At 68.3% G+C, this 25,876-nt stretch carries 22 protein-coding genes and 1 pseudogene; 14 read left to right on the top strand and 9 right to left on the bottom strand.

What is annotated here, in order from left to right:
- The first annotated feature begins 31 nt into the window (after positions 1 to 31).
- From pyrE to ACIA75_RS02320, 4 genes are all read left to right on the top strand, one after another.
- Entirely contained in the window at positions 32 to 580 is a 549-nt protein-coding gene (gene pyrE, locus ACIA75_RS02335) for an orotate phosphoribosyltransferase (protein WP_397099029.1), read from the top strand.
- 83 nt (positions 581 to 663) lie between these two features.
- Positions 664 to 1,722: a beta-ketoacyl-ACP synthase 3 gene (locus tag ACIA75_RS02330; RefSeq protein WP_397100855.1), complete on the top strand. Its 1,059-nt coding sequence runs from the start codon at positions 664 to 666 to the stop codon at positions 1,720 to 1,722.
- 2 nt (positions 1,723 to 1,724) lie between these two features.
- Positions 1,725 to 2,438 carry a lysoplasmalogenase family protein gene (locus ACIA75_RS02325; protein ID WP_397099027.1) on the top strand — a complete coding sequence of 238 codons (714 nt, stop codon included), beginning with the start codon at positions 1,725 to 1,727 and terminating at the stop codon, positions 2,436 to 2,438.
- 207 nt (positions 2,439 to 2,645) lie between these two features.
- The gene (locus tag ACIA75_RS02320; RefSeq protein WP_397099025.1) at positions 2,646 to 2,966 is read left to right on the top strand and encodes a DUF4190 domain-containing protein; all 321 of its coding nucleotides are present in this window, start codon (positions 2,646 to 2,648) and stop codon (positions 2,964 to 2,966) included.
- A gap of 43 nt (positions 2,967 to 3,009) precedes the next feature.
- On the opposite strand, the gene ACIA75_RS02315 is transcribed toward ACIA75_RS02320, so the two are convergent.
- The gene (locus ACIA75_RS02315; RefSeq protein ID WP_397100853.1) at positions 3,010 to 3,684 is read right to left on the bottom strand and encodes a TrmH family RNA methyltransferase; all 675 of its coding nucleotides are present in this window, start codon (positions 3,682 to 3,684) and stop codon (positions 3,010 to 3,012) included.
- Positions 3,685 to 4,193: 509 nt separating this feature from the next.
- On the opposite strand from ACIA75_RS02315, the gene ACIA75_RS02310 reads away from it, so the two are divergent.
- Positions 4,194 to 5,282 (top strand): glycoside hydrolase family 76 protein, encoded by a 1,089-nt coding sequence (locus ACIA75_RS02310; protein WP_397100851.1) that lies wholly within the window; start codon positions 4,194 to 4,196, stop codon positions 5,280 to 5,282.
- Positions 5,283 to 5,366: 84 nt separating this feature from the next.
- Here ACIA75_RS02310 and ACIA75_RS02305 read toward each other — a convergent pair.
- Positions 5,367 to 6,002, bottom strand: a pseudogene (locus tag ACIA75_RS02305) (DedA family protein); the annotation flags it as partial.
- Between the two features lie 33 nt (positions 6,003 to 6,035).
- A complete protein-coding gene (locus tag ACIA75_RS02300) occupies positions 6,036 to 6,779 on the bottom strand; it encodes a DedA family protein (protein WP_397100849.1) in 744 nt (247 codons plus the stop codon).
- A gap of 209 nt (positions 6,780 to 6,988) precedes the next feature.
- Between ACIA75_RS02300 and fbaA the strand changes: the two genes are divergently transcribed.
- Both fbaA and ACIA75_RS02290 read left to right on the top strand, forming a co-directional pair.
- A complete protein-coding gene (gene fbaA / locus ACIA75_RS02295; RefSeq protein WP_397099023.1) occupies positions 6,989 to 8,023 on the top strand; it encodes a class II fructose-bisphosphate aldolase in 1,035 nt (344 codons plus the stop codon).
- Positions 8,024 to 8,047: 24 nt separating this feature from the next.
- Positions 8,048 to 9,163, top strand: a complete 1,116-nt coding sequence (locus tag ACIA75_RS02290; protein ID WP_397099021.1) for a BTAD domain-containing putative transcriptional regulator — start codon at positions 8,048 to 8,050, stop codon at positions 9,161 to 9,163.
- A gap of 151 nt (positions 9,164 to 9,314) precedes the next feature.
- On the opposite strand, the gene ACIA75_RS02285 is transcribed toward ACIA75_RS02290, so the two are convergent.
- Entirely contained in the window at positions 9,315 to 10,604 is a 1,290-nt protein-coding gene (locus tag ACIA75_RS02285; protein WP_397099019.1) for an adenylosuccinate synthase, read from the bottom strand.
- A 201-nt stretch (positions 10,605 to 10,805) separates the two neighbouring features.
- Between ACIA75_RS02285 and ACIA75_RS02280 the strand changes: the two genes are divergently transcribed.
- Both ACIA75_RS02280 and ACIA75_RS02275 read left to right on the top strand, forming a co-directional pair.
- The gene (locus ACIA75_RS02280) at positions 10,806 to 11,465 is read left to right on the top strand and encodes a hypothetical protein (protein ID WP_397099017.1); all 660 of its coding nucleotides are present in this window, start codon (positions 10,806 to 10,808) and stop codon (positions 11,463 to 11,465) included.
- Positions 11,462 to 12,235 carry a site-2 protease family protein gene (locus ACIA75_RS02275; protein WP_397099015.1) on the top strand — a complete coding sequence of 258 codons (774 nt, stop codon included), beginning with the start codon at positions 11,462 to 11,464 and terminating at the stop codon, positions 12,233 to 12,235. Before ACIA75_RS02280 ends, ACIA75_RS02275 begins: the two co-directional genes overlap by 4 nt.
- A 619-nt stretch (positions 12,236 to 12,854) precedes the next feature.
- On the opposite strand, the gene ACIA75_RS02270 is transcribed toward ACIA75_RS02275, so the two are convergent.
- The gene (locus ACIA75_RS02270; protein WP_397099013.1) at positions 12,855 to 14,003 is read right to left on the bottom strand and encodes an aromatic acid exporter family protein; all 1,149 of its coding nucleotides are present in this window, start codon (positions 14,001 to 14,003) and stop codon (positions 12,855 to 12,857) included.
- Between the two features lie 14 nt (positions 14,004 to 14,017).
- The gene (locus tag ACIA75_RS02265) at positions 14,018 to 14,470 is read right to left on the bottom strand and encodes a DUF3151 domain-containing protein (RefSeq protein ID WP_397099011.1); all 453 of its coding nucleotides are present in this window, start codon (positions 14,468 to 14,470) and stop codon (positions 14,018 to 14,020) included.
- 76 nt (positions 14,471 to 14,546) lie between these two features.
- On the opposite strand from ACIA75_RS02265, the gene ACIA75_RS02260 reads away from it, so the two are divergent.
- From ACIA75_RS02260 to ACIA75_RS02245, 4 genes are all read left to right on the top strand, one after another.
- Positions 14,547 to 17,102, top strand: coding sequence for a hypothetical protein (locus ACIA75_RS02260; RefSeq protein ID WP_397099009.1), 2,556 nt, complete (start codon positions 14,547 to 14,549; stop codon positions 17,100 to 17,102).
- An 88-nt stretch (positions 17,103 to 17,190) separates the two neighbouring features.
- Positions 17,191 to 17,487: an excalibur calcium-binding domain-containing protein gene (locus ACIA75_RS02255; RefSeq protein WP_397099007.1), complete on the top strand. Its 297-nt coding sequence runs from the start codon at positions 17,191 to 17,193 to the stop codon at positions 17,485 to 17,487.
- Positions 17,488 to 17,575: 88 nt separating this feature from the next.
- A complete protein-coding gene (locus tag ACIA75_RS02250) occupies positions 17,576 to 20,173 on the top strand; it encodes a LuxR C-terminal-related transcriptional regulator (RefSeq protein ID WP_397099005.1) in 2,598 nt (865 codons plus the stop codon).
- 134 nt (positions 20,174 to 20,307) lie between these two features.
- Entirely contained in the window at positions 20,308 to 20,595 is a 288-nt protein-coding gene (locus ACIA75_RS02245) for a hypothetical protein (RefSeq protein ID WP_397099003.1), read from the top strand.
- 187 nt (positions 20,596 to 20,782) lie between these two features.
- On the opposite strand, the gene ACIA75_RS02240 is transcribed toward ACIA75_RS02245, so the two are convergent.
- Positions 20,783 to 20,980, bottom strand: a complete 198-nt coding sequence (locus tag ACIA75_RS02240; RefSeq protein ID WP_397099001.1) for a hypothetical protein — start codon at positions 20,978 to 20,980, stop codon at positions 20,783 to 20,785.
- A 60-nt stretch (positions 20,981 to 21,040) separates the two neighbouring features.
- On the opposite strand from ACIA75_RS02240, the gene ACIA75_RS02235 reads away from it, so the two are divergent.
- A complete protein-coding gene (locus ACIA75_RS02235; RefSeq protein ID WP_397098999.1) occupies positions 21,041 to 22,546 on the top strand; it encodes a PLP-dependent aminotransferase family protein in 1,506 nt (501 codons plus the stop codon).
- Between the two features lie 12 nt (positions 22,547 to 22,558).
- Here ACIA75_RS02235 and ACIA75_RS02230 read toward each other — a convergent pair whose 3' ends face one another.
- Together ACIA75_RS02230 and pta are read right to left on the bottom strand one after the other, a co-directional pair.
- The gene (locus ACIA75_RS02230) at positions 22,559 to 23,758 is read right to left on the bottom strand and encodes an acetate kinase (RefSeq protein WP_397098997.1); all 1,200 of its coding nucleotides are present in this window, start codon (positions 23,756 to 23,758) and stop codon (positions 22,559 to 22,561) included.
- A gap of 26 nt (positions 23,759 to 23,784) precedes the next feature.
- A complete protein-coding gene (gene pta / locus ACIA75_RS02225; protein WP_397098995.1) occupies positions 23,785 to 25,857 on the bottom strand; it encodes a phosphate acetyltransferase in 2,073 nt (690 codons plus the stop codon).
- Between the last annotated feature and the right edge of the window lie 19 nt (positions 25,858 to 25,876).

Below are 25,876 nucleotides of genomic sequence, written 5' to 3'. Positions count from 1 at the left end.
GCGACTCGCCTAGACGGGCGGAAGGACACCGATGATCGACCAGGCAGCGACCGACCGGGATACCTTGGCCGGGCTGGTGCGCGATTTAGCCGTCGTGCACGGCCAGGTGACACTGTCCTCGGGCAATGAGGCCGACTACTACGTCGACCTGAGGCGCGCGACCCTGCATCATCGGGCCGGCCCGCTGATCGGGAAACTGCTGCGGGAACTGGTCGCGGATTGGGAATTCGACGCGGTCGGCGGGCTCACCATGGGCGCCGATCCGGTCGCCCTGGCTGTGATGCACGCGCCGGGCCGCCCGATCGACGCGTTCGTGGTGCGCAAGGCCGCGAAAACCCACGGGATGCAACGGCAGATCGAAGGCCCCGATGTGGTGGGCAAACGGGTACTCGTCGTCGAGGACACCACCACCACCGGCAACTCCCCGCTGACCGCGGTACGCGCACTGCGCGACGTGGGCGCGACGGTGGTCGGGGTGGCCACCGTGGTCGACCGGGAAACCGGAGCGGATCGCGTGATCGCCGACGAAGGACTGCCGTATCGCTCCATACTCGGTCTGAAGGATCTGGCGCTGAGCTGAACGACGACGGGCTGTTCAACCGTCTCTTGTGCTCCGTTAGCCTGGGAATCCGTCAGAACTGTGAGTGAAGGGTCGTGAGCGTTGTGGTGAACATTGCCGGTAAGAAGGGGCACGACAACGTCGCGATGCTCGGAATCGGTGCCTACCGGCCGCAGCGCGTGGTCAGCAACGACGAGGTGTGCCAGGTACTGGACTCGTCGGACGAGTGGATCTTCGAACGCAGCGGTATCCGTAACCGGCGCTGGATCAGCGGTGACGAATCACTGCGCTCGATCTCGGTGGCCGCCGGTGGGCGGGCGATCCGCAACAGCGGTGTGGACCCGTCGCGGATCGGTGCGCTCATCCTGGCCACCTCCAGCTGGCCGATGCTGACCCCGCACGGCGCTCCGATCGTTGCCAGCGATCTCGGGATGAACGGTATCCCCGCCTTCGATCTGACCTCGGGCTGTGGTGGATTCGGCTACGGCCTCGGTGTCGCCGCCGATATGATCCGGGCGGGCTCCGCCGAATACGTGCTGCTCATCGGTGCCGAGACGATGACCATCGGGATCGACCCCACCGATCGGGGTACGGCGTTCATCTTCGGCGACGGCGCCGGCGCGGTGGTGCTCGGACCGAGCGAGGACAACGGTATCTCGCCGACGGTCTGGGGTAGCGACGGCGAGAACGCCTCGGCGATCAAACAGGACATCGACTTCGTCGAGTACATGCAGCGCGCACAGGACCTGCAGGGCACCGATCCCGCGGTGGAGCCGGTGGGCCGGATGGCGTTGCGGATGGAGGGGCCCCGGGTTTTCCGCTGGGCCGCTGTCACACTGCCGCGGGCGCTGTCCACGGCGCTGGATATGGCCGGGGTGTCGAAGGACGATATCGAGGTTTTCATCCCGCATCAGGCCAATGCCCGGATCAACGAGTTGATGAAGAAGAATCTCGGTCTTGCCGACGATATTCCGATGGCGGGCGATATCGAGAACACCGGAAATACGTCCGCGGCATCGATTCCGCTGGCCATGGAGGAAATGCTGGCGACCGGTAAGGCCAAGGGTGGCCAGCTGGCACTGCTGCTCGGATTCGGCGCGGGTCTCAGCTACGCGGGCCAGGTCGTGACGCTGCCGCCCGCGCCCGCCGAGGCGAGCCTGTAGCGATGCGGCCTTTTCGCGCGGGCTTCCTGGCCGCGACCGCGGTCACCGTGCTGGGTGCGCTGACCGGCCGGCAGCGACTGCAATGGGTGGCGAAACCGCTGATGATGCCGTTGCTAGCGGCGGATATCGCCACCAGCACAGCGGATATCGCACCACGGGACCGGACGTTGCTGCTGGGCTCGCTGGGTGCCGCCACCGTCGGTGATGTGCTGCTGATCGAGCCCGACGACGATCGCCGGCTCGTCGCGGGCGCCTCTTCGTTCGCGGTGATGCAGACCGGGTACGCGGCGTTGTGGTGGCGCCAGGGGGCGCGTCCGCACGCGAGCGTCGCTGTTCCGCGAGTGCTGGCTTGGGCGGGGGCCGCGGCGTTGCTGCGGGCGAAGGCGCCCGCGCTCGCTGTGCCGTTGAGCGCCTACGGCGCGACGCTGGGCAGCGCGGCCGTACTCGCCTCGGATCCGGCGCTGGCCCCGGACGCGGACAACGTTGCGGGACTCAATGTTCCGAACGCGGATCCGCGCAGCCGAATCGGTGTGGGCGCGCTGTTGTTCACGATTTCGGACGGACTCATTGTGGTGCGGCGGTTGTTCGCCCGCGGGCAGCGGTCGCGGCGGGTGGTCGAGGCGATCATCCTGGCAACCTACGGTGGGGCACAGTTCCTGCTCGCCGATCCGGCAGCGCACACCCGAGATCGAGCGGCGCGCCTCCGAGAGTGCTGAGCGCGCGTTTTCGAAAGTGCTGAGCGGCGCGTTTCCCGGGCTTTTGAGCGGTGTGTTGTCGAGGGGTGCTGAGGCGGGTGTGGCCACGAAGGTGAGGCAACCCGGCACGGTCCGAGGGCGTCGGAGGTCGTGCCCGCCTCCGGCATCAGTTCGGCGCAGCCCGGTTTTCCGTTCGTGTGGATTCGCCTGCGCCGCTACTATCCACGCATGAGCTACCCGCCGCCGGCGTACGGATATCCCGGATACGGTCCGCCGCCACCGGATCACCCGCAGACGACCACGGTGCTGATCCTCGGCATCATCGGGCTGGTGTTCTGCCAGTTCTGCGCGCCGTTCGCGTGGGTCATGGGCAAGAAGGCGCTCAACGAAATCGATGCCTCCGGTGGCGCTATCGGCGGTCGCGGCAATGTGCAGGTCGGCTACGTGCTCGGCATCATCGGCTCGGTGGTGCTGATCGTGGGTCTTCTCGCGGCCATCGCGTACGTCGTTCTCGCCATCGTCATCATCGGATCGGCGTCCACTGCCTGACACCCGTCGGCCCCGGGCCGCGAGTGACCGGGACCGCTCGCGATCACCAGGCCGTGGTCAGATCCGCGTGTTGCCGGATCCAGGTGTGCATGGCGATCCCCGCCGCCACCCCGGCATTGATACTGCGGGTGGAACCGAATTGGGCGATGGAGACCGTGAGCACCGCGGCGTCGCGGGCACCGTCGCTCACGCCGGGACCCTCCTGGCCGAACAGCAGCAGGCAGTTCCGCGGCAGTCGTACCGTTTCCAGCGGTACCGAGCCCGGGACGTTGTCCACCGCGACCACGCTCAGGTCCTCGGCGGTGGTGAATTCCAGAAGCGCCTCGATATCGGGGTGATGGGTGATGTGCTGGTAGCGATCGGTGACCATCGCGCCGCGCCGGTTCCAGCGGCGGCGGCCGACGATATGGACCGCGCCGGCGGCGAACGCGTTGGCGGTGCGGACCACGGTGCCGATGTTCGCGTCGTGCCCGAAGTTCTCGATCGCGATGTGGAAGGGATGGCGGCGCCGGTCGATATCGGCGACGATGGCTTCCCGGTTCCAGTAGCGGTACGCGTCCACCACATTGCGGCGGTCGCCCTCCGCGAGCAGGACCGGGTCGAGCCGGTCGTCCTCCGGCGGCGGCCCGGTGTGTTCCATGGCCCACGGACCGACGCCGTGCGGATGGTCGCCCCACTCCGTAGGCCCCGGTTCGTCGGCGGCGTTCCCGCTGTCCATGTCGTGGTCGTACCGCGCGCTCGGCTCCGCTGCCGGTGTGACCGCCGCGGTCATCCCGGAGACCCACTCCGGACGCCGGGCGGGGTCGGAGCCGGCGGAGGGCGCTGCGTTCGTCACGGCACGATCGTAGTGCGGTCCTGTGGCGGGGTTTCCGTTCGGTCCGGTCCGCTCGAAAGTGCCTGTGCCGATTCGGATTACTGCCGGGCCCGGAATTCGCTGTGCGGGCACGCGCGGAGCGGCCGTGTTTTGTTAAGCGGGGTTGACATAGCAATCCGACATTGCTCCCCGCTCTGTCCGGCGGTGATTCGCTCCGGATCCGACAGAAGTGGCGGCAAATCGAACGGTTCCGCCTCGACTCGGTAACAATTGAGCGGCGGGAATTCCTATTTTCCTGGCAATATGGGTTCATGACCTCGCCCAGCGACGATCTCGACGTTCCCCGGCGCGCGGCCGGGCAACAGCGCGGGCCGCTGGGTGTCCCCGCAGAACTGTGGTCGGACCGCGCGGATATGGCCGAGGCCGCCATTCTGTCCCGGCATCTGAAACCGCTGTGGCTGCTCCCCGGCACCGCGCTCGGCGTGGTCGGCTGGCCCTCGACCCGGCGCGAACATTTCTTCCTGACCTGGCACTACTGGTGGCAGGCCCATCTCATCGACTGTGCCGTCGACGCCGCCAACCGCGTGCCGACCATAGAACGCCGCAAACGGATCGCCGCTTTGGTTCGCACGCATCGAATGCGCAATATCTCCGGTTGGACCAACCGCTACTACGACGATATGGCCTGGCTCGCCATCGCCCTGGAGCGAGCCGCCCGGGTACAGGACAACGACGAAGCACGGGGCGGGCTCGGGCCGCTGGAGCAGAAACTCTACGGTGCGTGGAATCCGCCGGTCGGCGGCGGGATCCCGTGGCGGGTCGGTGCGGATTTCTACAACACCCCCGCCAACGGCCCCGCCGGGATCGCGCTCTCGCGGCTCGGCCGCTACGAGCGGGCCGCCGAGATGGCGGACTGGATCGATGCGACTCTTCGCGATCCGGAAACCGGCCTGATCTTCGACGGTATCCACTTACCGTCCGGCACGCTGGAACGCCCGATCTACAGCTACTGCCAGGGTGTTGTCCTCGGTTTGGAGACCGAGCTCGCGGTACACACCGGCGATCCGGTTCATCTCGACCGGGTGCATCACCTCTTGGACGCCGTCGAGGACAACCTCACCACCGACGGGGTCGTCCGCGGCGGCTCCGGCGGCGACGGCGGGCTGTTCAACGGCATTCTCATCCGCTATCTCGCACTGGTCGCGCTCATGCTGCCCGGATCGGAACACGAACAGCTCGCCGACCGGCGGATCGCGGCCCGGATCGTCAAGGAATCCGCGATGGCGGCATGGGCGAACCGGCTCGACGTGGAGGGCGAACCGCTGTTCGGTCATGACTGGACGCGTTCGGCCCAGCTGCCGGGTGGTACCGCGGGCGCCGGGGGGCGCAACTCGAACGGTGCGGTGACTTCCTCGCGGGTGCCCGAACGCGATCTATCGGTACAGCTCGCGGGCTGGATGCTCATGGAAGCCGCTCATACGGTCACCGCGGCCGGACTGTAGGTCGCGCCGCGCGCGATCGCCGTCCTGCTGCCCCGGCTCGCGGCCCGTGTTTCCCAGGCTCGGCAGCGGTGTGGTGTCGGCGGAATCCAGCTCGAAATCCTCTTCCGGTTGGGCCATCTCGTGCCGGTACTGCCGGATGCCGATCACGGTGCCCACCACGAGGCAGATAACCAGGGAGATGATCACTATGGGCATCAGCCAGGAGATCTGCTGGATGAAACTCCCGGCGTAGTAGCCCATCAACAACAGCACCGGGGCCCAGATGATCGCACCGACGGTACTGGCGATCGTGTACCGCCGATGGTCCATTTCGGCGGCGCCCGCCACCATCGGGCACAGGGTGCGCACCCAGGGGATCCACCGGGCGATCAGCACCGCGACGAAGCCGTGCCGGCGCAACAGTTCGGCCACCCGGGTCAGATTCTGGGTGTTGATATAGCGCCCGTTCTTGCGGGCGACGAGGCGGTGCCCGGTCCGGCGTCCGACGACATAGCCGACCTGGTTTCCGGCGATCGCGGCGAGCATCGCGCCGACCGACAGCAACCACACCTGGGTTTCCCCGGTGGCGTGGGAGGCCATCACAATTCCCGCGGTGAGCAGCATCGAATCGCCGGGCAGGAAGAGGCCGAGGATGAACGCGCATTCCAGGAAGACGAAGGTCAGGACCACTATCCAGACCAGCGCCGGACCGGCGGAGATCAGTGGTTCGAAGCTACCCATCGCGTGGGGCACGGCCGAGAGGGACACCACGGACTACCGTACTGGGGTCTCGTTCGGGGCGGCCGTGACGTTGTTCGGCACCACCGGCAGCGGCATGGTGCTGGTGACCTGTTCCGGCAGATCCACGGCCGGCAGTTCGGCGGTGGAGACCAGCGCGTGCTCGTCGGCGGGGTCGGCCGGGGAGTTGCGGTTCAGCAGCTTCTTGGCCACCGCGCTGATACCCGGCAGGATCGAGACGAACACGATGAGCAGGAAAATCGCCTCGACGTGCTCCCGGATGAAGTCCACGCGGCCGAGGTAGTAACCGAGCACGGTGACCCCGCCGCCCCAGGCGACCGCGCCGACGATATCGAAGGCCACATAGCGCTGATAGCTCATCTTCGACACCCCGGCCAGCACCGGCATGAAGGTTCGGACGATCGGGACGAATCGGGCCAGGATGATCGTTTTGGGGCCGTGTTTCTCGAAGAACTCGTGTGTTTCGGTCACATAGCTCTTCTTGAAGAAGCGGGTGTCCTCTTTTTTGAAGAGCGCGGGTCCGATGGCCCGGCCGATCCAGTAACCGCACTGGTCACCGGCGAAAGCGATGAACGTGACGGCCGGCAGCAGCACCCAGATGGAGACCGGGGGATTCTCCTGGGCGGCCAGCAGACCACCGGTGAACAGCAGCGAATCGCCGGGCAGCAGCGGGAACAGCAGACCCGTCTCGATGAAGACGATCACCAGAATCGCCGGTAGCACCGCGTTCTTCAACCAGGTCTCGGTCAACAGGTGCATCGGGTCGAGCAGTTCGGTCAGAGCCAGATTGCTCGTCACCGCGTCGGTAGCTGCCAGCGCAATCACCCGGCCCACAGTACCGGTTACCGCCGCGCCCGCAGGGTGCGGCGGCGCAAACAATCCCCTTATACCGGATGAATCCCGCCTGCCTTAGGGTATGTGCAGAAACAGACAATCCCCGTCTGCCGCACAACACGGAGGTCTTCACAGTGCCGATCGCGACTCCGGAGGTCTACGCCGAGATGCTCGGCCAGGCCAAGGCGAACTCCTTTGCCTTCCCGGCCATCAACTGCACATCGTCGGAGACGATCAACGCGGCGATCAAGGGTTTCGCCGAGGCCGGCAGTGACGGGATCATCCAGTTCTCCACCGGTGGCGCGGAATTCGGTTCCGGGCAGGGTGTGAAGGATATGGTCACCGGTGCTGTCGCGCTGGCCGAGTTCGCGCATGTCGTGGCCGACAAATACGGCGTCACCATCGCGCTGCACACTGATCACTGCCCCAAGGACAAGCTGGACGGATTCGTCCGCCCGCTGCTGGCCATCTCGCAGGAGCGGGTGGACGCCGGGCGCAACCCGCTGTTCCAGTCGCATATGTGGGACGGTTCGGCGGTCCCGATCGACGAGAATCTGTCGATCGGGCAGGAGCTGCTTGCCGCCGCGGCCGCCGCCAAGATCATCCTCGAGGTCGAGATCGGCGTCGTCGGTGGTGAAGAGGACGGTGTCGAGGCCGAGATCAACGACAAGCTCTACACCTCGCCCGCGGATTTCGAGAAGACCATCGATGCGCTGGGTACCGGTGAGAAGGGCAAGTACCTGCTCGCCGCCACCTTCGGCAATGTGCACGGCGTGTACAAGCCGGGCAATGTGGTGCTCAAGCCCGAGGTGCTGGCCGAGGGGCAGCGGGTGGCCGCGGCCAAGCTGGGCCTGGGCGCCGACGCGCAGCCCTTCGATTTCGTCTTCCACGGTGGTTCGGGCTCGCTGAAATCGGAGATCGACGATTCGCTGCGCTACGGCGTGGTGAAGATGAACGTCGATACCGACACCCAGTACGCCTTCACCCGGCCCATCGCCGCGCACATGTTCAGCAACTACGACGGTGTGCTGAAGATCGACGGCGAGGTCGGCAACAAGAAGACCTACGATCCGCGCAGCTACCTGAAGAAGGCCGAGCTCTCGATGGCGCAGCGGGTGGTGGAGGCGTGCGAGGCGCTGCGGTCCGCGGGCCGCTCGATCAGTGCCTGATCTCGCTACCGTGCCTGCCCCGAGATGACCCTCGATCTCCGTGTGCTGGGGCCCGTACGACTGCTGATCGGCGGTGAGCCGGTCGCGGTCGGCGGGCCCAAACCGCGGGCGCTGCTGGCCGCGCTCGCGGTGAACCGCCGTCGCGCCGTGGCATCGTCGACCCTGGCCGATATGGTCTGGAACGAGGCGCCGCCGGATGCCTACGCCGCCAGCCTCCAGGTGTTCGTCTCCAATATTCGCAAGGCCTTGCGGATTTCGGGGGTGGACCCGGCAAGTGTGCTGCGCACGGAATCCGCCGGGTACCGGCTCGAGATCGCCGACGATGCCTGCGATCTCGGCCGGTTCGAGGCCGCCCGCGACGCCGGGAACCGCGCCACGGGCGCCGGGGATCACGCCTCGGCGTCGCGGCTGTTCGGCACGGCGCTGCGCGAATGGAACGGGCGCGCGCTCTCGGATCTGGCCGGTCTGGGATTCGCGGACAGTTTCGCGACCGCGATGGAAGAGGAACGGCTGCTGGCGGTTTCGGCACGGTTCGACGCGGAGATCGCCTGCGGGCGGGCCACCGCGGTGATCGGCGAACTGGTCGCGCTGACCAATGAACATCCGCTGCGGGAACCGCTGTGGGGCCAGCTCATCACCGCGCTGTACCTGTCCGAACGGCACGCCGACGCGCTGGAGGCCTGTCGGCGGGTGCGGACGGTTCTGGCCGAGGAACTCGGGATCGACCCGGGCCCCGCCCTGGTGGAGCTGGAACGCCGGGTGCTGCGCCAGGAGCCGCTGAGTACGGTCGAATTCAAAACCGCCGAGCGGATCGCCGCGGCGATGACCGATACGGTCACCGAAGTGCCCCGCACCCTGCGCAGCGGACAGTTGCGTTTACCGGACGGGCGTCTGGTGCTGGTCGCGCACGGTGGTTTCCGGATCGGCCGGATGACCGACAACGATCTGGTGCTCGACGATCCGAAGGCCAGCCGGTACCACGCCCAGATCAAACTGGGCCGGGCCGGCCTGCTGATCGAGGACCTGGATTCGGCGAACGGGGTCTACGTCAACGAGGAGCCGATCGATTCCGCGCTGCTCGCCGACGGTGACGCGATCCGGATCGGCAACACCGTTCTCGCGTTCCAAGCCGTCCGCTGAACCCGGCAACCGTGCCCGGGCCGTCGCGAATCCGCCGGCCCGGGCAGCAGGGTCCGCCGATCGTCATATTGGCTCGGCCGCTCCGAATTTCTTCGCCCGCCGTGAGCCGGCCCGTCGCCGGTGGTGTTCAGTTACCGGGGCGCGTCGTCCGTCAACCGAGGATGTCGTGGCGGACGATCGTCTGCTCGCGGCCCGGGCCCACACCGATACAGGAGATCCGCGCGCCGGACAGTTCCTCCAGCCGGTGCACATAGGCCTGCGCGTTGGCGGGGAGTTCGTCGAAGGTGCGGGCCCCGGAGATGTCCTCCCACCAGCCCGGCATCTCCTCGTAGACCGGTTTGGCGTGGTGGAACCCGGTCTGGGTGGTCGGCATCTGCTCGACTCGTTCGCCGTCCACCTCGTAGGCCACACAGATCGGTACCCGGTCCAGGCTGGACAGCACATCGAGCTTGGTGAGGAAGTAGTCGGTGATGCCGTTGACCCGGGTGGCGTAGCGGGCGATAACGGCGTCGAACCAGCCGCAGCGCCGGGCGCGGCCGGTGGTCACGCCGACCTCGCCGCCCGCCTTTGCCAGGTAGACGCCCGATTCGTCGAACAGTTCGGTCGGGAAGGGGCCGGAGCCCACCCGGGTGGTGTAGGCCTTCAGGATGCCCAGCACGGTGCCGATCTGGTTGGGGCCGATACCGGCGCCCACCGCGGCACCGCCGGCGGTCGGGTTGGACGAGGTGACGTAGGGGTAGGTGCCGTGGTCGACGTCGAGCAGCGTGCCCTGCGACCCTTCCAGCAGCACGGTTTCGCCGCGTTCGAGCGCCAGGTTCAGTTCCAGGCGGGAATCGCTGATCCGGTGTGCGAACTTCTCCGCCTGCGCCAGTACCTCGTCCACGACCTGCTGCGGCTCCAGGGCCCGGCGGTTGTAGATCTTCACCAGGACTTGGTTCTTGAACTCGAGCGCCGCCTCCACCTTCTGGGTGAGGATCTTCTCGTCCAGAACGTCGGCCACGCGCACCCCGACCCGCGCCACCTTGTCCTGGTAGCAGGGGCCGATACCGCGGCCGGTGGTGCCGATCTTGTTGTTGCCGAGGAACCGTTCGGTGACCTTATCGATGGCCACGTGGTACGGCATGATCAGGTGGGCGTCCGCGGAGAGCAGCAGCCCGGACGTATCGACATCGCGTTCCTCCAGCCCCGCGAGTTCGTCCAGCAGCACGCCGGGATCGACGACGACGCCGTTGCCGATGACGTTGCGGACACCGGGCGTCAGGATGCCCGAGGGGATCAGGTGCAGCGCGAAGTTGTCCCCGTTGGGTAGCACCACGGTATGGCCGGCGTTGTTGCCGCCCTGGTACCGCACTACCCACTGCACCCGGCCGCCGAGTAGATCGGTGGCTTTGCCCTTGCCCTCGTCGCCCCACTGGGCGCCGATGAGGACGATTGCCGGCATGGTCGTGTCTCCTACGGGTCGACGCGCAACACGCACCTCGTGCTGCAGCTACCTGCCGTAATGGGGAGGAAGCCGGGAGCACAGTCTACTCGAGCCGCCGGAGACCGCGGGGTACGGCCGTTGCACCGGGCCCGTTGCGCGGGTCGTCGCGGTGCACCCTCTACACTCGTGGATGACCGGTCCGAGGAGGGTGTTGGGCGTTTGAGTACCCGTGTTCTCCGCTGCGCCGACGCTCCGGTACCCATCGCGCTCGCCGCCCAGCCCACGACACAGACCGAGGCCGTCCCGGATTCCGGTCTGATCGACGAACTGCTGCCGGTACTCGCGGCGGACAGTCTGCCGCGCCTCATCGTGCTCGGGAACGATGCCGCTCTGGCTGCCGTGCTCACCCATCTGATGCGGACCGAGCGGTTGCACGTGGAGGTGGGGTACGTGCCGCCCGACAACACCTATGCGGCGCGGGCGTATCAGCTCGCCACCGGAAACGCCGCGGCCCGTAGCGCGCTCGAGGGGACCGCCCAGGAAGTGCCACTGGTGCGGGACGATACCGGTACGGTCCTGGTGGGTCGGGCCACGATCACCGGAGTGGACGGGGCGCCACTCACCGGTGAGGCCTACGTCGACGACACCCGGTTGTTCTCGGGCGAGGTGCGGGCCATGGCCGTGAGTCCGACTCTCGAGTTGCCGGGGGTCCGGGCGGGTGTGCCCCGCCGATTCCGGCGGCGACGCTGGATCGCCGGTCGGGCCGCCCAGCTCGGTACGCCCGGAGCGGTGGTCGCCCGCGACGGTGTGCAGAGCGATCGGACGGTGCCGCGGTCGAGTTTCTACCGCTACCACGAGCCCTGGTTGCTGGTCCGTTGAGTGTCTCGGCGCTGCGGCGTGGTGCGGTGCGGCCCAGCCCGGTTTTTCTGCTGGTGCTGCTGTTGGCGGTGGCCGGTGGCGCGCTCGCCTGGAATGCCGAGCTGGATTCGGCACAGGCGAAGGCCGGGGTCTTCGTCCTGGTGGTGTTCGGCTGGGTGGTGAGCCTGTGCCTGCACGAATTCTCCCATGCTTATCTGGCGTGGCGGGCCGGTGACCGTGAGGTGGAACTCCGCGGGTACCTGACCCTGAACCCGCTCAAATACAGCCATCCGCTGCTGTCGATCGTGCTGCCGATGGTCTTCATCGCGCTGGGCGGGATCGGGCTGCCCGGCGGCGCCGTCTACATCCACGCCCACCAGGTGCCGCCGCGGACCCAGCGGCTGATCAGCGCCGCCGGTCCCGCGGTGAACGCGCTGTGCGCGGTGGTGCTGCTGTCGATCGTGCGCTTGTTCGGCAGTTCTCAGGAGAACCCGGCGTTCTGGTTCGGGCTGAGTTTCCTGGCTTTCCTGCAGGTAACGGCCACACTGCTGAATCTGCTGCCGATACCCGGCCTCGACGGTTACGGAATCGTGGAACCGTCTCTGAGCTACCAGACCCGCCGCGGATTGGATCAGTTCAAACCGTTCGGCATGCTCATCCTGTTCGCGCTGCTGTTCACCCCCGCGATCAACCAGGTTTTCTTCGACGCCGTCTACGCCCTCTACGACCTGTCCGGGGTGTCGGAACAATGGTCCCGCTACGGCGGATACTTGACCCGCTTCTGGGCATAACCCCGAGCAGTGTCGTGCCCAGCACAGTCTGGGAGATTCCGGCCCGGGCCCCGACCCGAATATGTGCCCAGCGGCGGTGCCGAGCCCAGTGAGGCCCTCGGCGGTCCCATAACCTCGATAGAACCTGACGTGCCCAGCGGCGGTGCCGAGTCTTACGAGGCCCTTGGAGGTTTTGGCCCGGCCCTGCTTTCAGTCCTCGAAGCGCATGCGGCGCAGCCGCGAGTCTCGAGGGCTGAAAGCAGGGCCCAAGGGGGGCCAAAACCCCGCGCGCCGGAGGCGCGCCAAACAACACCGAGAGGGCCCGCCCGGCGCGGCGCCGGCCGGACGGGCCCGGATTCCCCGCTCGGGCCGGCGTCCGGGTATCCGAACGGCGGCGCATATGCTCCGCGCGTCGGCAACGCGGCCCAGGAGTGGGGTCCGACCGAACCGAAATATCGGCTCGGTCATGTTTCACATTAGTTCAGGCCGGACGAACGGGCACGGGTAGCCCACTACTCGAAAGCCCGTCGGCCCACACAGCTTCCCGGGCGTGTCGTCGCGCATCGGGTTCGGTCCCGGTTCCGGCAATCCCGCAGCGAACCGCGAGGGCCCGGTGCGCCCGAGGACGCACCGGGACCGCTCAATTCTGCGGAGTGACATACGGATTGGGGACAGTCGGTGGCAGCAGGGCCAGTGCCGAGATCCGCTGCACCCCGCATACCTGCATGAGGTCTACCAGGGTGGACCGGATCTGCGCGAAAACTACATGCGCCGACAAACCCGCCCCCGCAACCAGCTCCGGCCGCGCCTGTTTGGCCACCGAACGCAGTGCGCGCGCGGCGTCGGCGCGGTCCGGTTGTTCGCCCGGGTCGGCCAGCAGCATCCGCCGGACCACATCCACCGCCGTGGCCAGCCGTTCCATCTCCTCGATGAGCCCCGGCTTGAGGATCTCGTCGTCGCGCACCAGCGTCAGCGAGCGGCGCAGCAGCACACGGGTGTTGCGCACCGCGTTGTCCAGGGGGTCCGCCGCCGCCCGCAATCGTTCGAGCCGGCCGCGGGAATTCCAGTAGAGCGGGGAGATCCGGCTCACCTCGCGACCGCCCTCCAGGGTTTTGCGCAGCGAATCCAGCTGCTGCTGGGTGGCGCGGACCGCGGTGAGCGCTTCGTGGATCTTGCCCGGGTCCTGCTCCAGCAGGCCGTGTGCGCAATCGGTGAGCGATTTCCCGACCACCCCGAGTATTGCCGCGGCCTGCTCCCGGGCCCGCCGCACCGGATGCAAGGGCAGGGCGGCGACCACCACCACACCCACCAGGCCGCCGATGAGGGCGTCGACCATCCGGGACAGACCAGCTCCGGACTCCGGTGGCATGAGCGTGGCCACCAGAACCGCCGAACCGGAGGCCTGGATCCCGATGATGGGGCCGCCGTCGAGGAAGATCGCCAGCGACATGGCCGCCGCCACCACGAGTGCGATCTGCCAGACCCCGGTACCCACCTGGGAGATGAACAGGTCGCCGACGCCGATGCCGACCGCGACCCCCACCACCAGCTCGAGCGACCGGCGCAGCCGCGCACCGAACGCGGTGCCGATGGAAACGACAGCGGCCGTCGGGGCGAAGAACGGCAGCGGATGACCGACCACGTCCTTGGCCAGGAACCAGGCCAAGGCCGCGGCCAGCGAGCATTGGAGAATCGGTAGCGCCGAGAGCCGCAAGCGTGTCCAGGAACGCCGCAGCCGCTCGGTGCCGCGGACCCGGGCCCGCGACAGTCGTGAGTTCGGGTCGGTCACTGCCGCGAAGTCGTTCAGCCCAGACCGAGTTCCGCGGCCGCCCGCGGATCACAATCCTCGAGCAGGTCCAGGCAGCGCGCGTATTCATCGGTTTCGCCGACGCCCTGCGCTGCCTTCGCCAGGACGGCGACACTGCGCAGGAACCCGCGGTTCGGCTCGTGCTCCCACGGCACCGGCCCGAAACCCTTCCAGCCGTTACGGCGCAGCAGGTCGAGTCCGCGGTGGTAGCCGGTGCGGGCGAACGCATAGGCGGCGACGAGATCGTGGTTGACCGGGTCGTCCGCTTCGGCGGCCCGGGCCAGCGCGGCTTCGGCGAGGGCGGCCCAGGCGATCGACGCGGCCGGATTGTCGGCGGCCACCCGCACCGGATCGGTGCCCGCGTCGAGCGCGTCTTCCGCCGCGTGCAGTTCAGGAAGGAGTACGGGTTGCGGTCCGAGCAGATCACCGAACGAGGTCATGCGATTCATTGTGCACGGCTACCGGGAATGCTCGATAGGCTGGCCATCTACGTCACAATATGTACGCCAGCAACGAGGGGTTCAGGTGCCGCACCCGACCGACGACGAGAAACCGACGCACTCCGAATCGGGCCCCGGCTCGCCTGCCGAGGCGCCGGACACGCAGGCCACCGGATCGCAGCTGTCACAGGCAGCCGATGCGGTGACTTCCCGGCTCCGCCGGGCGATCGGTCGCGATACCGGACCTCAGTACAACGGGCCCGCCCCCGGCGAAAGCAACGCCCCGACGGAGGCCATCCCGCGCGCGTCGGCCACGGACAGCTCCGATGACACGGGCGCCGCATCGGCGGAAGGTGACGCCGAGACGGAGGTCATCCGGACTTCCGCCGCGGTGGGTGTGGGTGCTCCGGCGCAGGGCGAGGAGTCCGGTGCTGCCGGTAGTGCACGCGCCGGTGACGCGGATTCTCCGGAAAACGAGCCCGCGACCGACTCGGCGAGCGGTGCTGCCGGGACCGGCGAGACGACCGAGCAGGTAAGCGTTGCGGCGGCCGGTGCAGGGGCGGCAGACGAGGCCGATGCCGGGCCGTCGTCCGGCGATGCCGCGGGATCCGGCGGAGACAAGCCGGCCGATGCCGAAGGCGCCAGCGCCTCGGATGAAGCGACGACGACAACTTCCGAACCGGACGCACATTCCGCGCAGGATTCCGATACCGCTGGGGAACAGACCCCCGCCGATGGCACCGCCGCGGACAGCGTGCAGACGGAAACCGGCACGACGGCTGAATCCGAGAGCAGTGCGTCCGAGCCTGAGCCTGTCTCCGCTGATCGGGAATCCGCGGCAGCGCAACCCGGCTCCGAGGCGAAGCCTGCTGCCGGCGAACCGGCGGAATTCGCCGCCGAGAGTGCTGATGCTCGTGTGGCGAGCGGTGAGCGGGCCGAAGGGTCTACCGGCGGCGCGGACGCCACCCGGGATCCCGGGCGAACCGATACGCAAGCTGCGGCCGAGAGGGCTGGTGACCAGGCTGAAGAGTCTTTCCAGGAGCCCGCTGGGACAGCGGATGCGGTCGGAGCCGGGAAGGTAGAACCGGCCGGGGAATCCGCTGATACCGGCGCAGCAGGGACACCCGGATCCGGCGCTGACTCGGTCGAGGGCAAGGCCACCGACAGTGTGGGTGACGGCGAGGCCGGCGGAGGAGAAGACCCGGCATCTGCGGGCAGCGGTGGGACAGACGCTGCCGGACCGAACGGTGCCGAAGACGGCGCGGGGAAGTCGTCCGGTGATGATTCCGAAGCTGCCGAGACCACTGCCGCCGTCCCTGAATCCGAAGCAGCAGGCGATGCGGATGCCGCCGGAGACGAGGACACCGGTCCAGCCGCCACCGGCGCAACGGTTACAGGCAGCACGGCGGTAGACACTGCGGAAGCAGCCCGGGGAGACGAAGGCACGGGCAAATCCGCCGCCGAAGATGAAGCCGTCGCCGAAACCGAGGTTGCTGGGGCCGAAGCCACTCCCGAAACTGAAGCTGTCGCCGCGGCCGGAACCGAGGCCGCTGTCGAAACTGAAGCCGCTGGCGAAACCGAAGCTGCCGACGGTGCCGAAGCCGCTGCCGGGACCGCGGACGATGGCAGTGCTGCGGCAGTAGACGCGGAAGCCGGCGACGGGAAAATCGGCGATGAGCAGGATTCCGCCGAACCGGAGCAGGGGCCGGAAGGCGGCGAGGCGCGGACTGTCGTGATCCCGCGGCAGCCGCGACCCGATGAGGCGCGGACCGTCGCCATGCCGGCGCAGAAGAAGCCGGATCCCGATGCCACCGCGCGCATCGATATGAACCAGGTGCGCAAGGCGGGCCGGCCGGGGCAGGCGCCCGGTGGTCCGCAGGGGCCCGTCAGGACCGATCGGGTGGGCCCGGGCGCGCCGGCGCTGTCGAAACCGCCGGCCACCCCGCGTCCGCAGCCGGGACCGAAGCGGCCGGGGCCGCAGGCGCCGGGCCGGCCGGATCAACCCGCGCCGCAGCGTCCCGGTGGTCCGCCGCCCGCGCAGCGGCAGTCCGGCCGTCCGCAGCCTGCCGCACAGCGCACAGGCGGAGCACCGTCACCGGCCGACCTGAAACCGACGGTGGCCGAGCAGCGGGTCGCGCAGGCGCCGCAGTACTCCGCGCCGCCGCAGATAGCGCAGCCGCAGCGGGTGGCCCCGGCCGCTGCCCCGGCGACGTCCGGTACGAACAAGAAATGGCTGGTCGCCGGTGGGGCCGCCGTGGCGCTCGTGATCGCGTTGATCGCGATCCTGGTGGGTGCCGGGGGCGAGGACGATTCCCCGCAGGGCCGAATCCGCGCGGCCATCGGCGACTACACCGGTGCGCTGGAAGGTGGAGACCTGCCCGCCCTGCGTGAAGCCACCTGCGGTGCCCTGCACGACTACTACCAGGGTTTGTCCGAGGAACAGTTCGCCGGCGTGCACCAGCAGGCGGTGAACGAAGGCACTATTCCGGAGGTCACCAGCGTCGACGCGGTCAAGATCACCGACCGGACGGCGCTCGCCCAGGTCACCGTGCAGTCCACCGCGGATCCGGAGGAGACCGCTCGCACCTTCGATCTGCAGGAGACCGAAAGCGGTTGGAAGGTCTGCGATCCGCCGCAGTAACCCGGCAATACACCGGGAATGAAGGTCTTTCACTTTCGCCGGGCACGAGCGAGGATTAGGAGTACCTCTCAGCACCAAGGATTCCATGATGAATGCCCGAAGAACCCTGGCCCACCTGGTGATCGCCGGGTGTACGCTGACCGTGCTCGCCGCCGCCCCGGCGGCCGCCGATACCCAGAGCTCGTCGAACACGATCGACGACTCGCATCCGCTGCCCGCCGATCGGGCGCAACCCGAGGCCGAAGACGACGAGCACCCCTACTACATCAACTGCGATCACGCGCGGCGCGAATCCGATACCCCGCTGTGGGGTGGCCAGCCCGGCTACTCGTACCAGCTCGACGAAGACGGCGACGGGCTGGCCTGTGAAGTGGGCGAGGGCTGAACAGGTTTACCGGGCGGATCGCGCAGTGCCGGTGCCGCCGTGGGTAGTTCGTCGTACCGACCGGTAATGCGGGCTTTACAGTAGAGCTATGGCGCGGAACTGGCCGATGATCGAACGGGCGAACGAGTTCGAGGCGATTCGCGCGACACTCATCGGCCCCGATCATGTCGGCGCCGTACTCATCGGGGAGCCCGGTGTCGGGAAGACCACGCTGGCCCGGCGGGCCGCCACCGGTGGCGGAACCATCCGCTGGGTCGCGGGAACCGAATCGGCGCGCAGTATTCCGCTCGGTGTGTTCGCGCATATGGTCGGCGTGTACACCGCACACGATCCGGTGACCTTCATGGCCGCGGCGCGGGAGGCCCTGCTCGCCGAGGGGCCGGCGATCATCGGTGTCGACGACGCCCATCTGCTGGACCAGCTGTCCGCGACACTGCTGTTGCAGTTGGCGATCGACAAGGCGGCACGGATCGTCGCCACCGTGCGGGACGGCGTTCCGGTGCCGGACGCGGTGACCACGCTGTGGAAGGACGGCCATCTGCTGCGGGTTCATCTTCCGCCGTTCACGCAGCAGCAGAGCGTATCGCTGGTGGAGTCCATGCTGGGTGGCCAGCTGGAGGGGTTCACCGCAAACCTCATGTGGGAGTCGTCGGGCGGTAATGCGCTGTTCCTGCGGCATCTGGTGGAGGGTGCGCTGGAAGCGGGGACGCTGCGGCAGGTGAACGGGGTGTGGCAGCTGCGCGGCCGGGCGGCGGTCACGTCGGAACTGGCCGCGCTGCTGGAGGATCGGGTCGAGCAGTTGCCCGAATCCGTTCTGCGGGTCCTGGAATTGCTCACTTTCTGTGAGCCCGTCGCGCTCGAAGTGATGTCCGAGCTCGCCGGTGAGGAGGCAGTGGAGGCGGCGGAGAACGGGGGCGTGATCCGGGTGACGGAGGACGGTCCGGATCTGGTTGTCCGCTACAACCATCCGCTGTTCGGCGAGGTCATCCGGCGCCGGCTCGGTATCGCGACCTCGCGCCGATTACGCGGCCGGCTCTACTCCGCGCTGAAACAGCGCCGCATCAATTCCGCCGCGGACCGGATCCGTCTCGCCGAACTTGCCTTGGACAGCGATAAATCGGCCGATCTGGAACTTTTCGAAGCCGCCGCCGAGGATGCGATCGGGCTGGCGAATCTGCCACTGGGGGAGCGGTTCGCGCGGGCGGCGGTGGAACGCCGCGGCGGGGTGGAGTCGGCGGATCTGCTGGCGCGCGCACTGCTGTGGCAGGGGCACCGCATCGAAGCCGAACGCACGCTGGCCAGCTTCGCGGCCGACGAACTCAACGAGGTCCAGCTGGCCCGCTGGGGCAGTACCCGCGTATCGAATCTGCTGTGGGCCATGGGTGACGCCGACCGTGCCGACGAGGTGCTGGCGATGGTCCGGTCGCGGATCACACATCCGAAAATCGCGCTGATCACGACCGGGCTCGCCGCGGCGTGCGCGGTGAACGAGAACCGTCTCGGTGACGCGCTGCGCGAATCCGACGAGGTGATGCGGGCCGCGGACGCTCCGCCGTGGGCGGTGTGGTGGGCGGCTTTCGGCGGCGGGCTCGCGGCGGCTCTGATGGGCCGGGCGCAGGACGCGCGGGTCTACGCGGACCGCGGCCGGGCGGTGGAACCACATATCGACGGCCTGAACCGGTTCATGTCGACCCATGCCGAGGTCCTGGCTCTCGTGCTGACCGGTGATCTGACCGCTGCCGCTCACCGCGCTACCGAGTACTTCGGATATTCCGCGCCCGGCCAATACCTGGCGTGGGGGATGTCCAAAATCCTGCAGGGCACCGTCGAGGTGGCGGGCGGCCGATTCGGCGCCGGTATCGAGAATTTGGAGCAGGCGCTGGCCGCGCTCACTGCCGAGGGTGCCGCTGCCTGGATGTTTCCTGCCCGGATCCGGCTGGCCGAAGCCTATGCCGCGCTCGGCCGTCCCGCCGAAGCCGCCGAATCGATTACCGAAGCCGATGCGCGCGGCGGCCGGCACAGTGCGGTCTACGAACCGCAACTGGAGATCGCCCGGGCCTGCCTGGCGGCCGCGGAGGGCACGGTGAGTACCGCCGTCGAACGGGCGTTACGCGCCGCGGACGCCGCCGCGCGGGCGGATCAGCACGCGATCGAGGCGCTGGCCCTGCACACCGCGGCCCGGTTCGGGGCGGGGTCGGTGGCGCAACGGCTGGCCGATCTGGCCGACCACGTCGACGGTCCGCTGGTCCGGGCCCAGGCTCGGCATGCGATGGCCCTCTCCCGGCGCGACGGTGCCGGCCTGGATGCGGCCGCGGCCGATTTCGAGAGTCTCGGAGCCTGCCTTTCCGCCGCCGACGCCGCGGCTCAGGCCGCCACCGCCCACGACCGGGCGGGGGATCGGCGCCGGCTACTGGAATCGGCGGCCCATGCCAATCGATTGGCGGCGGCGTGCGGCGGTGCGGCGACCCCGGCGCTGCGCGATGCTGCCCAGCCGCTGCCCCTCACTTCCCGGGAGCGGGAGATCGCGAACCTGGTGGCGGCCGGTTTGAGCAACCGGCAGATCGCCGACCGGCTCACTGTCTCGGTCCGGACCGTGGAGGGTCATCTGTACCGGGCCTGCACCAAACTGGATGTCACCGATCGGGAATCTCTCGCCGCGCTGTTGCGCGGGGAATCGGCCGACTGACGTCCGCACCCGGCGTCCGGCATCGATGGCGCGAGGGTGCCCGCTGTCGTTCTCGAGCCGACCGGTACCGCGGTACTTCCGGTATCGGTTACGCTGGCCGCTCGTCGAGCCCCTCGGGGATTGTGGAGGTGCGCATGATTTCGAGATCCGCTGTCCGATTCGCCGCCACCGTATCGTTGTGTGCCGCTACCGCGCTGATCTCCGGTTGCGGTGCGGATTCCGCTGGTCACGCGGTTTCGGCGGCATCGGTGGTCGCGCCGGTCGCGACCGAGACCCCGCAGGAACGCAACCTCCGGATCCGCGACGAACTGGCCGCGCTCGGCTGCGATACCAACTCCTGTATCCAGACCTATTTCGCGTGTGAGGACGGTCTGCTGTCGGGCGACCCCTGCGAGTTCTACCGGCAACACCCACTGAAGTAGCACCGCCCGGCCGGCACACTGCAACCCGGCGGGCGAGCCGTTATCAGTCCAGTTATCCAACTGGACTGATATATCGGGTGTGGCGTGCGGCCGATGAGCGACTCCGCTTCGGCCTGCCGCGCTCGGCAGGTACTCCGCGGCCGGGGCCATGCCGAACCGAACCTGCCCGGCGACGCCGTCGAACGGCTCAGATGCCGCGCGACCGCGCCGCGTCCAGGTCGCGGAAGCCGCGTTCGATGTCGTATCGCGAGACGGAATCGTCGAGGATCGAGCCGAGTGGCCGGTACCGTTCCAGCAGTTCGGGTAGCAGCGATTCGGTGACCAGGTATCGGTAGGCGAAGAAGCAGAACGTGCCCACTCCCACGAGCGCCACAAAGAATGTCATGGTTCCAGCATGGCGCTACTGGACTTGCCGATAAAGAGCCAATCGGTCAATACTGGACTTATGTCGACACGAGTGATCGGTGCCGCGGGTTTGGCTCGCGATCTGGGGCAGTGGCGCGGGCCGGATCCCGCCGCTGCGGAGGGCGGCGCCCGGCGCTCCGGCCGCCCCGCCTATCTGGCCCTTGCCGAGGGGATCCGGCTGCTCATCCACGACGGCCGCGCGCCGCTCGGTATCGCCCTGCCCAGCGAACGCGATCTGGCCGCCACGCTCGGCGTCAGCCGTACCACGGTGACCTCGACCTACGCACTGCTGCGCGAACACGGCTACCTCATCACCCGGCAGGGCTCGCGCTCCACCGTCGCGCTCCCACCGGCCATCGCGCACGACGGGGGCCGGGCCGCCCGCGGGATCCTGGCCACCATGTCCACCGGCGCCCAGCCCGCCGTGGACCTGACCTATGCCGCGATGACCGCGCCTCCCGAGATGGAAGACGCTTATTCGGTTGCCCTGCAAGGTATTCCGTCGTATCTGAGCACCCACGGCATGGATCCGGTCGGCATCCTGCCCCTGCGTGAAGCGCTCGCCCGCCGCTTCACCGAACGTGGCCTGCCGACCCGCGCGGATCAGATCCTGGTGACCCTCGGCGCCCAGCACGGCCTGCGCCTGCTGCTGAACGTCCTGGCTCCCGCCGCGGCCCGGGTCCTCATCGATCATCCGACCTACCCCAACGCGATCGAGGCGATCCGCGATGTCGGCGCCCGCCCGGTGCCCGTCCCGCTGCGGCTGGAGGATCCGGGCGCTGCCTGGGATCTCGACGGTCTGCGCAGCGCCGCCCGGCAGACCGCGGCGACCCTCGCCTATCTGGTGCCCGATCACAACAACCCGACCGGTTTCCTGATGGACGAGCCGGCCCGCGCCGAGCTGGCCGCCATCGCCCGGGAAACCCGGATGACGCTGATCATCGACGAATCCATGGCGGACCTTTCGCTCACCGACGCGAGACCGGTCGCGCCGGTTGCCGCGTTCGCGAAGGGCTCCGAGGTGATCACCATCGGTTCGGCATCCAAATCGTTCTGGGGTGGTCTGCGCGTCGGCTGGATCCGGACCTCCGAATCGTTGATCACCCGGCTGCTCACCAGCCGCGCCACGGTCGATCTGGGCACGCCGGTGATGGATCAGCTGGCGGCGGTTCATCTGCTGGAGCGCGCCGAACCGATCCTCGCGCATCGCCGCAAACTCCTGGGTGATCAGCGTGCGGCGTTACTGGCGGCGATGGCCGAGGAGCTGCCCGACTGGCAGGTACTGCCCGGTGTGGGCGGCATGTCGGTGTGGGCCCAGCTGCCCGCCCCGGTCTCGACCGCGCTGGCCGCCACGGCTCCCAATCACGGCGTCCTGCTCGCCGCGGGCCCGCGGTTCGGGGTGCAGGGCGCCTTCGAGCGTTTTCTGCGTCTGCCCTATACGAACGCCGAACCCGAGCTGCGCCGGGCCGTCACGGCCATCGCGACCGCCTACGCCGGTCTCGGACCCCAGGCCGGCGAGCCGATGCAACCTCTCACCTGCTACTGAACGCGGTCCGGTTCAATCGTTTCCGGTCACCGCCACGGCGGCGCGGGCAATGGCGAGTTCCTCGTTGGTGGGGACCACGAGCACCTGGACCTCCGCCCCGGCGGGGGAGATCCGGCGAGCGCCGCGGTCGGCCGCGGTATTGAGTTCCGGGTCGACGGCGATCCCGAACCGGTGCAGTCCGGCCAGGGCGTCCGCGCGGACCTCGGCGTTGTTCTCGCCCACGCCCGCCGTGAAGGTGATCGCGTCGACGCCACCCAATTCGATCAGGTAGGCGCCGAGGTAGTGGCGGAGCCGGTGCACGTAGACGTCATAGGCCGAGCGTGCCGCCGGATCGCCGGATTCGATCCGGCGGCGCAGCTCCCGGAAGTCGTTGACACCGGCCATCCCGCGCAATCCGGAACCCCGGTTGAGGAGCCGGTCGATCCCGTCGATGTCCAGATGCGCGGTCCGCATGAGATGCAAGATGATGCCGGGATCCAGATCACCGGAGCGGGTGCCCATGACCAGTCCCTCCAGCGGTGTCAGACCCATGCTGGTGTCCACCGGGCTTCCGCCGCGCAGCGCCGATACCGAGGCGCCGTTGCCCAGATGGAAGACGATCTGGTTCAGCGATCCGGGCGCGCGGCCGAGGAATTCGGCGACGCGACCGGAGACGTATTCGTGCGAGGTCCCGTGGAACCCGTAGCGGCGGATACCGTGCGCTTCGGCGATCTGCCGGTCGATCGCGTAGGTCTTCGCGGCCTCCGGCAGACCGTGGAAGAACGCGGTATCGAACACCGCGACCTGCGGGACATCCGGCAGCAGGGTGCGCACCGCCTCGATCCCGCGGATATTGGCCGGATTGTGCAGCGGTGCGAGCGTCGACAATTCGGTGATGGTGCGCAGTACCCGGTCGTCGATGCGGGTGGGCCGGTAGAAGACCTCGCCGCCGTGGACGACACGGTGCCCCACGGCAGTGATCCCCGCAGTGGTCAGATCCTGGCCGGTGTCGGCGAATTTCGCGAAGGCCAGGCGTAATCCCGCGGTGTGATCCGGGATATCCACCTGATCGGTGACGGTGTGCTCGCCCGCCGTGTGCTCGATCGCGCCGCCGCCCTCACCGATACGCTCCACCAGACCCGATGCGGCGACCTTGCCGGAATCCGGGTCCAGTAGCTGATATTTGATCGAGGACGATCCGGAATTGACCACCAGTACCCGTGCCGGTTCCACCGCAGTCTCCTGTTCGCCGATCCGCGTCACTGCTGCTGCGCCTGAATGGCGGTGATGGCCACCGTGTTCACGATATCGGTGACCAGCGCGCCCCGGGACAGGTCGTTCACCGGTTTACGCAAACCCTGTAGGACCGGCCCGATCGCGACCGCCCCCGCGCTGCGCTGCACTGCCTTGTAGGTGTTGTTGCCGGTATTGAGGTCGGGGAAGATGAAAACCGTGGCCCGCCCGGCCACTTCGGAGCCGGGAAGTTTGGCGTCGGCGACCGTCGGTTCGATGGCGGCGTCGTACTGGATCGGGCCCTCCACCAGAAGTTCCGGCGCCCGCTCGCGGACCAGCCCGGTCGCCACCCGCACCTTGTCCACATCCGCACCGCTCCCGGATTCACCGGTCGAGTAGGAGAGCATGGCCACGCGGGCATCGATCCCGAACCGCGCCGCGGTGGCGGCCGAGGACACGGCGATATCGGCGAGCTGCTCAGAGGTCGGATCCGGGACCACCGCGCAGTCACCGTAGGCGAGCACCCGGTCGGCCAGGCACATGAGGAATACGCTCGACACCGTCGACACGCCCGGCACCGTTTTGACGATCTCGAACGAGGGCCGGATGGTGTGCGCGGTGGTGTGCGCGGCGCCGGACACCATCCCGTCGGCCAGTCCGCGATGCACCATCATCGTGCCGAAATACGAGATATCGGTGACCGTTTCGCGGGCCCGCTCCAGCCGCATCCCTTTGTGCTTGCGCAGTTCGGCGTATTCGCGGGCGAAATCATCGAGATAGTCGGAGGTTCGCGGGTCGAGCACCTGCGCCGCGGAGATATCCACCCCGAGTTCGGCGGCCCGCGCCCGGACGGCGGTCTCGTCCCCGAGGATGATCAGATCGGCGACCTTGCGCTGCAGGACCCGCCCGGCCGCGCGCAGCACCCGGTCGTCGTCGCCCTCGGGCAGGACGATCGTCTTGCGGTCGGCCCGCGCGCGTTCGATGAGCTGATATTCGAACATCTGCGGGGTCACCACGCTGGTGAGCGGCACCTCGAGCCGGCGCAGGAACGCCGCGGCGTCCACGTGGGTTTCCATCAGGGCCAGTGCGGTGTCGACCTTGCGCGGGTTGTCGGCCGACATCCGGCCCCGGGTGCGGTGTGCGACACCGGCGGTGTCGTAGGTGCCCAGACCGGTGGTCAGGATGGGTAATCGCGGTTTCAGCCCGGTGATCAAACGGGCGACGGCGGGATGTGGAAGCAGCCCGCCGTTCATGACGATCCCGGCCAGCGACGGGAAACTCTCCGCCTCGTGGGCGTTCACCACGCTCAACAGCACATCGGAGCGGTCACCCGGCGCGATGACGACGGCGCCGTCGAACAGGCGCTCCAGGATGTGTTCGGCGGTCATCCCGCCCACCATCACCCCCAGGGCCTCGCGGTCGAGCAGTTCCGGGTCGCCGCTGTAGATCTCGCCGTCCAGCGCGTCCCGCAGTTCGGCCATGGTGGGGGCCATCAGGAGGGGCACCTCGGGCAGGCTCCAGCACGGCACGCCGAAGGCGGCGAGCTGTTTACGTACGGACTCCAGTTCGCCGGGCGCACAACGATTGGCGACGATCGCCGCGAGCTGCGCGTGCTCACTGGACAATTCGGCGACGCACAGATCCACCAGTTGCTCGACCTCGGCCGGCGACCGCTGCGACCCCCGCACCACCAGCAGCACCGGCGCCCCCAGGTTCACCGCGATCCGCGCGTTGAACCGGAGCTCGCTCGGGCTGGCCACATCCGTGTAATCACTGCCCACGATCACCACGGCATCGCAGGCCGCGGCCACTTCGTGGTACCGCATCACGATTTCGGAGATCGCGGCATCCGGGTCGGCGTGCACCTGCTCGTAGCTGACGCCCACGGCCTGCTGGTATTCGATATCGACGGTGCTGTGCTCGAGCAGCAGCTCGAGGATGTAATCGGGTTCGGTCGCCGACCGCGTGATAGGCCGGAACACCCCCACCCGCGCGGTGGTCGCGCACAGCATCTGCAGCACTCCGAGCGCCACGGTCGATTTACCGGTATCGCCCTCCGGCGACGCGATGTACACACTGGACGCAGCAACCTCGGCCATGGGACAGAGCCTAACGGTG

The sequence above is a fragment of the Nocardia sp. NPDC051750 genome (genome assembly GCF_044453135.1).
Classification (GTDB): Bacteria; Actinomycetota; Actinomycetes; order Mycobacteriales; family Mycobacteriaceae; genus Nocardia.
Note: the sequence above shows the minus strand (reverse complement) of the source record. Positions and strands in the feature narration are given on the sequence as shown.

Bases quoted from the DNA above. Each gene is read 5' to 3' on its own strand.
- ACIA75_RS02320 (WP_397099025.1), top strand. From the start codon at position 2,646: ATGAGCTACCCGCCGCCGGCGTACGGATATCCCGGATACGGTCCGCCG.
- ACIA75_RS02255 (WP_397099007.1), top strand. From the start codon at position 17,191: ATGAATGCCCGAAGAACCCTGGCCCACCTGGTGATCGCCGGGTGTACG.
- pyrE (WP_397099029.1), top strand. From the start codon at position 32: ATGATCGACCAGGCAGCGACCGACCGGGATACCTTGGCCGGGCTGGTG.
- ACIA75_RS02245 (WP_397099003.1), top strand. From the start codon at position 20,308: ATGATTTCGAGATCCGCTGTCCGATTCGCCGCCACCGTATCGTTGTGT.
- ACIA75_RS02290 (WP_397099021.1), top strand. From the start codon at position 8,048: ATGACCCTCGATCTCCGTGTGCTGGGGCCCGTACGACTGCTGATCGGC.
- ACIA75_RS02250 (WP_397099005.1), top strand. From the start codon at position 17,576: ATGGCGCGGAACTGGCCGATGATCGAACGGGCGAACGAGTTCGAGGCG.
- ACIA75_RS02240 (WP_397099001.1), bottom strand. From the start codon at position 20,980: ATGACATTCTTTGTGGCGCTCGTGGGAGTGGGCACGTTCTGCTTCTTC.
- ACIA75_RS02300 (WP_397100849.1), bottom strand. From the start codon at position 6,779: ATGCACCTGTTGACCGAGACCTGGTTGAAGAACGCGGTGCTACCGGCG.
- ACIA75_RS02235 (WP_397098999.1), top strand. From the start codon at position 21,041: ATGTCGACACGAGTGATCGGTGCCGCGGGTTTGGCTCGCGATCTGGGG.
- ACIA75_RS02265 (WP_397099011.1), bottom strand. From the start codon at position 14,470: ATGAATCGCATGACCTCGTTCGGTGATCTGCTCGGACCGCAACCCGTA.
- ACIA75_RS02285 (WP_397099019.1), bottom strand. From the start codon at position 10,604: ATGCCGGCAATCGTCCTCATCGGCGCCCAGTGGGGCGACGAGGGCAAG.
- pta (WP_397098995.1), bottom strand. From the start codon at position 25,857: ATGGCCGAGGTTGCTGCGTCCAGTGTGTACATCGCGTCGCCGGAGGGC.
- ACIA75_RS02325 (WP_397099027.1), top strand. From the start codon at position 1,725: ATGCGGCCTTTTCGCGCGGGCTTCCTGGCCGCGACCGCGGTCACCGTG.
- ACIA75_RS02315 (WP_397100853.1), bottom strand. From the start codon at position 3,684: ATGGACAGCGGGAACGCCGCCGACGAACCGGGGCCTACGGAGTGGGGC.
- ACIA75_RS02310 (WP_397100851.1), top strand. From the start codon at position 4,194: ATGGCCGAGGCCGCCATTCTGTCCCGGCATCTGAAACCGCTGTGGCTG.